We start from the raw sequence: 6,721 nt of genomic DNA, 5'->3' as shown, positions 1-6,721 counted from the left end.
CGCACCCCCCGCACCACCCCCGCAGCCCTACTCGGTCAGCGCCGACAAACTCTCCCGGATGCAGTCCATGTGCGCCCGAACCTCGTCCCACCTCTCCCCATGCTCCCGCAACACCCTCTCGGTCTCCCGAGCCACCCACTCCTCCCGCCGCCGCGCCTCCGCCAACGCCTCCGCGGCCCGCTCCTCCGCCTCCTCCCCCATCCGCACCACATCGGCCTCCGCCTCGGCGAACCCCCGCTCGGCCGCGACAAGCTCCGCCTCCGCCCGAGCCGCCCGGTCCGCCAGCCCCGCGTCGAACGCGGCCTCCCGCTCGGCCACCTCCCGCTCGATCCCGGCCACCCGCGCGTCGTACTCCTTCTGGAGCTCCGTGAGCATCCCCTCCGCCCGCTCCCGCGTCTCCCGCAGCGTGGCCAACGCCTCGCCCCGCCCCTCCTTCACCACACGCCGGGCCTCGATCCGCAGCTCGTCGGCCTCGGTCTGGGCCGCCAGCAGCACCTGCCGGGCCCGCTCCTCGGCCTCGCCCCGCACCTTGTCGGCGTAGGCCTGCGCAGCCCCCCGCAGCCGCTGCCCGGCCTCCTCCGCGTCGGCGACGATCCGCCGGGCGTCGTCGCGCCCGCCCTCGCGGACGGCCTCGCCCTCCGCGACACCGAGCTCGAACAGCTCCCGCGCCCGCCCGCCGAGCGCCTCGTACGTCTGCGGACGGAGCCCGGCGACCGTCTCGCGCAGCAGGTCGAGGTCCGTGCCCATCTCCCGGGCCAGCACGGTCAGCCGGGCGGCCCGCTCCCAGGCGGCGTCCCGGTCCCTGGAGAGGGCCGCCGCGTGGGCGTCGACCTCGTCGGGACGGTAACCACGCCGTACGACGTCGAATTCGAAGTCATGGGGTGCCGTCGGTGCGCTGCTCATGCTGGGCCCTCTCCGCCGGACGCACACGAAATGATGATTTCGCGCCACATCTTGATGGATCGGACCAAAAGGTTCATAACGCGACACTCCGTGCGAGGTCACGGGAGCAGACGGCCGGACACGGACACGCGCGAGGGCCCGGCCCGGATCACCTACGTGTCCGGGCCGGGCCCTCGTGTCATGCGGACGGCGGGCTGCCGACGTGGCGGGCGGTCAGCCGCGACGGGTCACAACAACCCGTCCCACATCTCCTCCAGCAGCACCGACCACCAGCTCTCCGGCGACGCGAGCGCCGCCGGGTCGAGCGCGGCGAGCTGCGCCTGGAAGTCGACGGTCCAGCGGCCCGCCTGCTCCTGGTTGAGGCCGAACCGCAGCCGCCACATCCGGCCGAGCAGAGCCAGACAGCGCGCGAACTCGGGCAGGCCCGTGTTCACGAACTGCGGCGGTACGGGCGCACCGCCCGGCCCCGCCTCCACCGGCACGGCCACGATGTTCGCCGTGCCGTACTGCACACACAGCGCCTTGCCGAAGTCGCTGCCCATGACGAGGTACGAGCCCGCGTCGGCCGCCGGCTGCACCCCCCGCTCCTGCGCCAGCTCCGCCAGCGTCGGCACCGGACGGCCCGGCTGGGCCTGCGCCCAGAAGAAGGGACCCATGTCCACCGGCAGTCCGGCGACGACCAGGGTGTGCGCCACGATCGGCGGAACACCCTGCCGCGACACCGCCTGCTGGTCGAACCGGAACACCCCCGGCCCGAACGCCGCCGCCAGCTCCTGCCCGATCACCTCCGGCGGGACCGGCGGCGCCGGCTGCACCGGCGGCAACGGCGCCCGCACCGGCGCGGGCCGCGCGGGACCGTCCGCGACCTGGTGCAACTCGCCCTGGTGAGCGAGGAGTTGGGCCATGCCCTGCTGCCGGCTCGCGTGGTCCTTGCCGTACGGGGCGATGGAGGTGATGCGCGCGTTCGGCCACTGCTCACGGATCATCCGCGCGCAGTACGCCCCGGGCAGCTCGCACGACTCCAACTCGGTGTGCAGCTCCAGCACGGCCTCCGGCGGGATGTTCATCCCGCGCAGCTCGTGGAAGATCTGCCACTCCGGGTGCGGCGTACCCGGCGCCGAACGCCGGATCACCTGCTGCTCGGACCCGTCCGGCGCCCGGAAGCGCAGGACGGCCTGGTAGCCGGGGCCCACGGTCGGCTGCCCCGCGGGCGGCTGCGGATAGCCGTACGCCGGCGGAGCCCCCATCGGCGGCCCCGGCTGACCGGGCATCGGCTGTCCGGGCATCCCGTGGGCCCCCGGCGGCATCCCTGGCGGACCGGGCGGCTGCGGGGCGCCGGGCGCACCGGGACCAGCGAGCGGCGGCCCGGCCAGCATCGTCTCGGCGTGGTGCACGGGTCCGGGGGCACCCGGCGGCGTCCCCGGAGCACCGGGCGCACCGGGGCCGCCCACGGCGGGCCCGGCCAGCATCGTCGCCGCATGGTGCACACCACCGGCGGGCGTACCACCAGGCGGATTCGGCGCACCAGGAGCACCAGGGGCACCCGGCGCGCCAGGGGCATGCGGAGTGCCCGGCTGACCCGGGGCCCCGGGAGGCCCCGGCGGCAGCGGCGCACCCGGGCCGCCCACGGCGGGCCCGGCCAGCATCGTCGCCGCGTGATGCACACCACCAGCAGGCGTACCACCGGGCGGATTCGGCGCACCAGGGGCACCAGGAGCACCCGGCGTGCCAGGGCCGCCAGGACCGCCGGGGCCACCCGGCTGACCGGGAGCGCCCGGGCCTCCCAGGCCGTCCGGCCCGAGGGAGGAGACCAGCTGGGTCGGCACGTACCCGCCCGCCGGGGTGCCCGGAACTCCGGGACCGGACTGCGGCGGAGGCGTGGCGCCCGGACGGGCACCCGGCGTCCCGGGGGCCCCGGGCGGAGCCGGAGGCGGCGGCGCACCGGCCGCACCGCCCCGGCGCGGCGGCGGCGCGGCCTTGCTGGTGGCGGCGTCGGCGATGTCACCGGCGTGGGGCGCGAGCGAGGGCCCCGGAGGCGGCGTACCGGGCCCCTGAGGCCCACCCGGACCCTGCGGATAGCCGTACGACGGCGCACCGGGCGGCGGGGTCCCCGGCCCCTGCGGTCCGCCCTGCGGCGCGCCGGGTCCCTGCGGAGCACCGGGTCCCTGCGGATAGCCGTACGGCTGCGACGCGCCCGGCGGCGGGGTCCCCGGGCCGGACGGAGGCTGCTGTGGTGACGGAGGCTGCTGTGGCGGCTGCGCGGGGCCGCCCGGTGCGCCCGCGTCGGGGCCGGGGGAGCCGAGGGCCGGCGCCACCGTCGTACGCGGGAGCTGGCTGCCGCCGGAGATCAGCGCCGTCTTGGCCTCCGGCAGCGCGCTGGGCGGCGGGGCGTCGTCCGTGTCGCTCACCTCGGACAGCTGGGGCGCGAACACCGTGTCCGGCAGCGGCACGGAACGGTCGTCCTCGGCCTCCGCGTTGGTGTCCGTACCGGCCCACGGGGTCGCCCCGGCGGGCACCGCGTCGTGCGGTTCGGCGTCCCTCAGCGGCACCGCGTCGCGCACCTCGTCGTCCGCCGAGGCGGCGGCCGGCCACGGCGTGGCGTCGGCCGGTGCGTCGGGCGCCCCACGGCCGACCGAGGGCGACTGCCCGACCGGACCCGCCATCGTCTCGGGCAGCGAACCACCGCTCCCGGACACCCCGTTGGCCCCCAGGGAACCGGAACCACCCGTACCTGCACCGGAAGCAGCGGCGGCAGCCGCGGCCGGACGGGACCCGGCCCCATCGGACGCACCGGCACCAGAGCCGAACCCGGAGCCCGCACCCGCACCCGCACCCGCTCGGTGGTCCGGAATCCCCATCCGGTCCGCCGCGTCCTGCAACCACTCCGGCGGAGTCAGCAGGAACGACGTCTGGTTCAGGTCCACCCGCGCCGGAGGCGCCGGCGCGGCGGCCGGAGCCGCCTCCGTACGGCCGTACTCCTCCTCGAAGCGGCGGATCACCTCACCCACCGGCAGCGACGGCCACAGCGTGGCCTCCCCGCTGTCCCGGGCGATCACCAGCCGCTGCGCGCCGCCGTCGGAACGCGGGCCGTCCGCCCGGTCCTCCGCCCACACCACGAACCCGAGCTCGAACTCCCGCACCCGCACCTCACGGTGCTGGTAGCCCGGCAGGTCGCCGTTGATCCACTCCTCGGCGCGCTCCTGCGCCTGAGCGAACGTCACCATCGAAAACTCACTCCCCCACCGAGGACGCCGCGGCGACCGGTACGGCACGCGCGAAGCCACCGTCCACCATCAGGTTGGCCACCGTCTCCAGTTCCGGCGGATTGCCCGCCAGCCGGGACAGGAACGTGTCGAAGTCCTCACCGGCGGGGAGCAGCAACCGCTCCACCCGCGCGGCCGGCGACCACGACGGATCGACGTCACGGGCGTCGTCGTACGCGCAGAACCAGACCGACCCGATCCGGTCGCCCTTCACCTTCACCGCGAGGATCCCGCCCTGCACGAACGCCACGGCCAGATAGTCCTTGGTGAGGTGGTCCCGCAGACACTTGTTGACGTAGACCAGGTCGTTGACCGCGGCCTCGTCCCGCACCGTGAAGAACGGCTGGTCGACCAGCAGCCCCAACTCCGCGTCCAGCGCCGCCCCCACGGGAGCGCACCCGCCCGCCGCCTTGAGGAACGACCGGTACGCGCCCGGCAACCGGTACCCGAGGTCCTCCTCGACCCCCTGCACCTGCGTCTCGGTCACCGCCACCGCCGACGACTTCGGCAGCCCGAAGTGCGCCGGCCGGGTCTCCTGCAACGGCCGCGTGCCGCGCTTGTGCTGGTCGACGCGTGCCGTCGCGATACCACCGTGGTGCCGCAGCAGCGCCTTCACCTCGACCGGCACCAGCTCCAGCCGCCGGCCGCCCGGCGCGTGGTGCCACGTCCAGCCGTGCGGCGTCGCCACCGGCGGGATCGTGTCCCACAGTTCGTGTCCGGACGCCGCCAGCGCCGCGTTCGCGGACACGTAGTCCGTCAACCTCAGCTCGTCCACCCCGAACCCCTCCGGGGGATCGGCGATCTCCGCCGCGGCGCGCGCGTAGGGCGAGAAGTCCGGAAAGCCGTGCGCGTCAACACGGACACCCCTCGGATGACGCGCCGCCCGGACCGGGTCCGGAAACTGCACGACCTGCCCGGCGTAGGCCGCGTTCGGCGGCGCGGCTTGCTGCCCGAGCCGACCTGTCGTCATGGCGGTAGCCCCCTGCGGCGTTCTGTGAGACCTGTTCTGGCTGCGTTTTCGCTGTGTCGTACTGCTCTCCGACAGCAGAAAAGGCCCTGGTACGGCCTGTTCTGTCCGCCCTCGATCGCAAGACCGAACGGATCGCGGTTGTCGACAGCCTATGCGGTACGGCGACACCGGTCATCGGGCCTCCGCCACCGTGACCAGCCGTCACACCACCCTCACGCAACGCCGAAGACCGGGCGTGTCGTCCTGCCCCAGCTTCCGCACCGGCCACGCCGTTTGGCACTCTGTGTGCCCGGGCGGGGGATGCAACAGGAGGGGATCACGATCATGAGCGCGACGCAGGCGGGACCTTCGGGCGACCCCCGCATCGGCTGGAGCACCGCGGAACAGCCGCACGCTCCCGCCCTCCTCCACCGCCGCGACGGCATCCTGCCGACCGTGGCCGCCGCCCTCTCCGTACGCGGCGAGACCCTCACCGGCACCGCCGCCCGCGGCGACCAGGCGCCGCCCCTGCACCCCCTGGTCCAGGAGTTCCTCGACTCCCTCGCCACCGACCGGCGCGACCGCTTCACCGGCCGCTGCGCCGAGGCCATCCTCATCTCCCGCCACATCACCGGCGCCGACGCGGCCCGCAGCAGGCGCGCCGCCCGCAGACCCATGTCCAACGGCGAGGCCCGCAAGGCCCTCAAGCAGGCCAAGCTCACCACCCGCCACATCCGCGAGGACGGCGACCCCCTGCACGGCGCGTTCGCCACGCCCTGCCGCTCCTGCGCGGCCCTCAGCGCCCACTTCGGCGTCCGCGTCGTGGACCCGACCCAGGACCACTAGGAACCCCGGCACCCGCAGCACGCGTCAGAAGACACGAACCGTCTTCGCACCACCGACGAACCACCGACGAACAAAGGGCAGATGCACACAGACCGCACCTCCACCACGCGCTTCTCCGTCCCCGTCGACGCCGCCCTGCGCGCCGCCGGATGGCAGCCGGGACACTGGGACATAAAGCAGGCCGAGATCTGGGCCGACACCCTGCGCGAGCACACCTCCCCCGCCGGCCACCGCCACGCGGTCTTCCCGGCCGCCGTCGAGGCCTGGGCCGAGTTCGGCGGTCTCCGCCTCACCGCCCAGGGCCCCGGCCGCCGACTCGCCCCCGTCGACCTGCACCTCGACCCGCTGCACGGCCTCCACATGGCCCGCACCCTCGGCGACCTCGGCCGCGCCCTCGACACCGAGGTCTGCCCCCTCGGCCACGAGACCGCCACCCGCGCCCTCGTCGCCATCGACACCGAGGGCCGCACCTACGCCCTCGACCACACCGGCGACTGGTACCTGGGCCCCACCATCGACACAGCCCTCACCACCCTCCTGACCGGCACGACCCCCACCCGCCTGACAGCGGGCTGAACTCCAGGCCGCGGCATCCGCACCCAGCCGCGGACCGTCACGCCGCCGGGGGAGGCGCCCCTACGCCGCCGGAATCACCGCGGACACCCGAAACCCCCCGGCATCCGTAGGCCCGGACACGAACACACCCCCCAGCTCGGCCACCCGCTCCTTCATCCCGAGCAACCCGTTCCCCCCGCTCGGC

At 75.1% G+C, this 6,721-nt stretch carries 5 protein-coding genes; 2 read left to right on the top strand and 3 right to left on the bottom strand.

All coding sequences use genetic code 11. From position 1 onward, the window contains the following. Positions 1-27: 27 nt before the first annotated feature. The 3 genes from P1P70_RS37510 to P1P70_RS37500 all read right to left on the bottom strand — a co-directional run bounded on the left by P1P70_RS37510 (position 28) and on the right by P1P70_RS37500 (position 5,136). Positions 28-903, bottom strand: a complete 876-nt coding sequence (locus P1P70_RS37510) for a cellulose-binding protein (RefSeq protein ID WP_319245735.1) — start codon at positions 901-903, stop codon at positions 28-30. Positions 904-1,130: 227 nt separating this feature from the next. Beyond that, a complete protein-coding gene (locus tag P1P70_RS37505) occupies positions 1,131-4,127 on the bottom strand; it encodes an SUKH-4 family immunity protein (protein WP_319245733.1) in 2,997 nt (998 codons plus the stop codon). A 7-nt stretch (positions 4,128-4,134) separates the two neighbouring features. Continuing rightward, positions 4,135-5,136, bottom strand: coding sequence for an SMI1/KNR4 family protein (locus P1P70_RS37500; RefSeq protein WP_319245731.1), 1,002 nt, complete (start codon positions 5,134-5,136; stop codon positions 4,135-4,137). 324 nt (positions 5,137-5,460) lie between these two features. Here P1P70_RS37500 and P1P70_RS37495 point away from each other — a divergent pair, with 324 nt between their 5' ends. Together P1P70_RS37495 and P1P70_RS37490 are read left to right on the top strand one after the other, a co-directional pair. Further along, positions 5,461-5,961, top strand: a complete 501-nt coding sequence (locus P1P70_RS37495) for a YwqJ-related putative deaminase (protein WP_319245729.1) — start codon at positions 5,461-5,463, stop codon at positions 5,959-5,961. An 81-nt stretch (positions 5,962-6,042) separates the two neighbouring features. Then, entirely contained in the window at positions 6,043-6,537 is a 495-nt protein-coding gene (locus P1P70_RS37490) for an SUKH-3 domain-containing protein (RefSeq protein WP_319245728.1), read from the top strand. Positions 6,538-6,721: the final 184 nt, after the last annotated feature.

This window comes from Streptomyces sp. MB09-02B, assembly GCF_033794485.1.
Taxonomy (GTDB): domain Bacteria; phylum Actinomycetota; class Actinomycetes; order Streptomycetales; family Streptomycetaceae; genus Streptomyces.
Note: the sequence above shows the minus strand (reverse complement) of the source record. Positions and strands in the feature narration are given on the sequence as shown.

What these genes read in the sequence shown, in the direction of transcription:
- P1P70_RS37510 (WP_319245735.1), bottom strand. Translation starts at nt 903, where the DNA reads ATGAGCAGCGCACCGACGGCACCCCATGACTTCGAATTCGACGTCGTA.
- P1P70_RS37505 (WP_319245733.1), bottom strand. Translation starts at nt 4,127, where the DNA reads ATGGTGACGTTCGCTCAGGCGCAGGAGCGCGCCGAGGAGTGGATCAAC.
- P1P70_RS37500 (WP_319245731.1), bottom strand. Translation starts at nt 5,136, where the DNA reads ATGACGACAGGTCGGCTCGGGCAGCAAGCCGCGCCGCCGAACGCGGCC.
- P1P70_RS37495 (WP_319245729.1), top strand. Translation starts at nt 5,461, where the DNA reads ATGAGCGCGACGCAGGCGGGACCTTCGGGCGACCCCCGCATCGGCTGG.
- P1P70_RS37490 (WP_319245728.1), top strand. Translation starts at nt 6,043, where the DNA reads ATGCACACAGACCGCACCTCCACCACGCGCTTCTCCGTCCCCGTCGAC.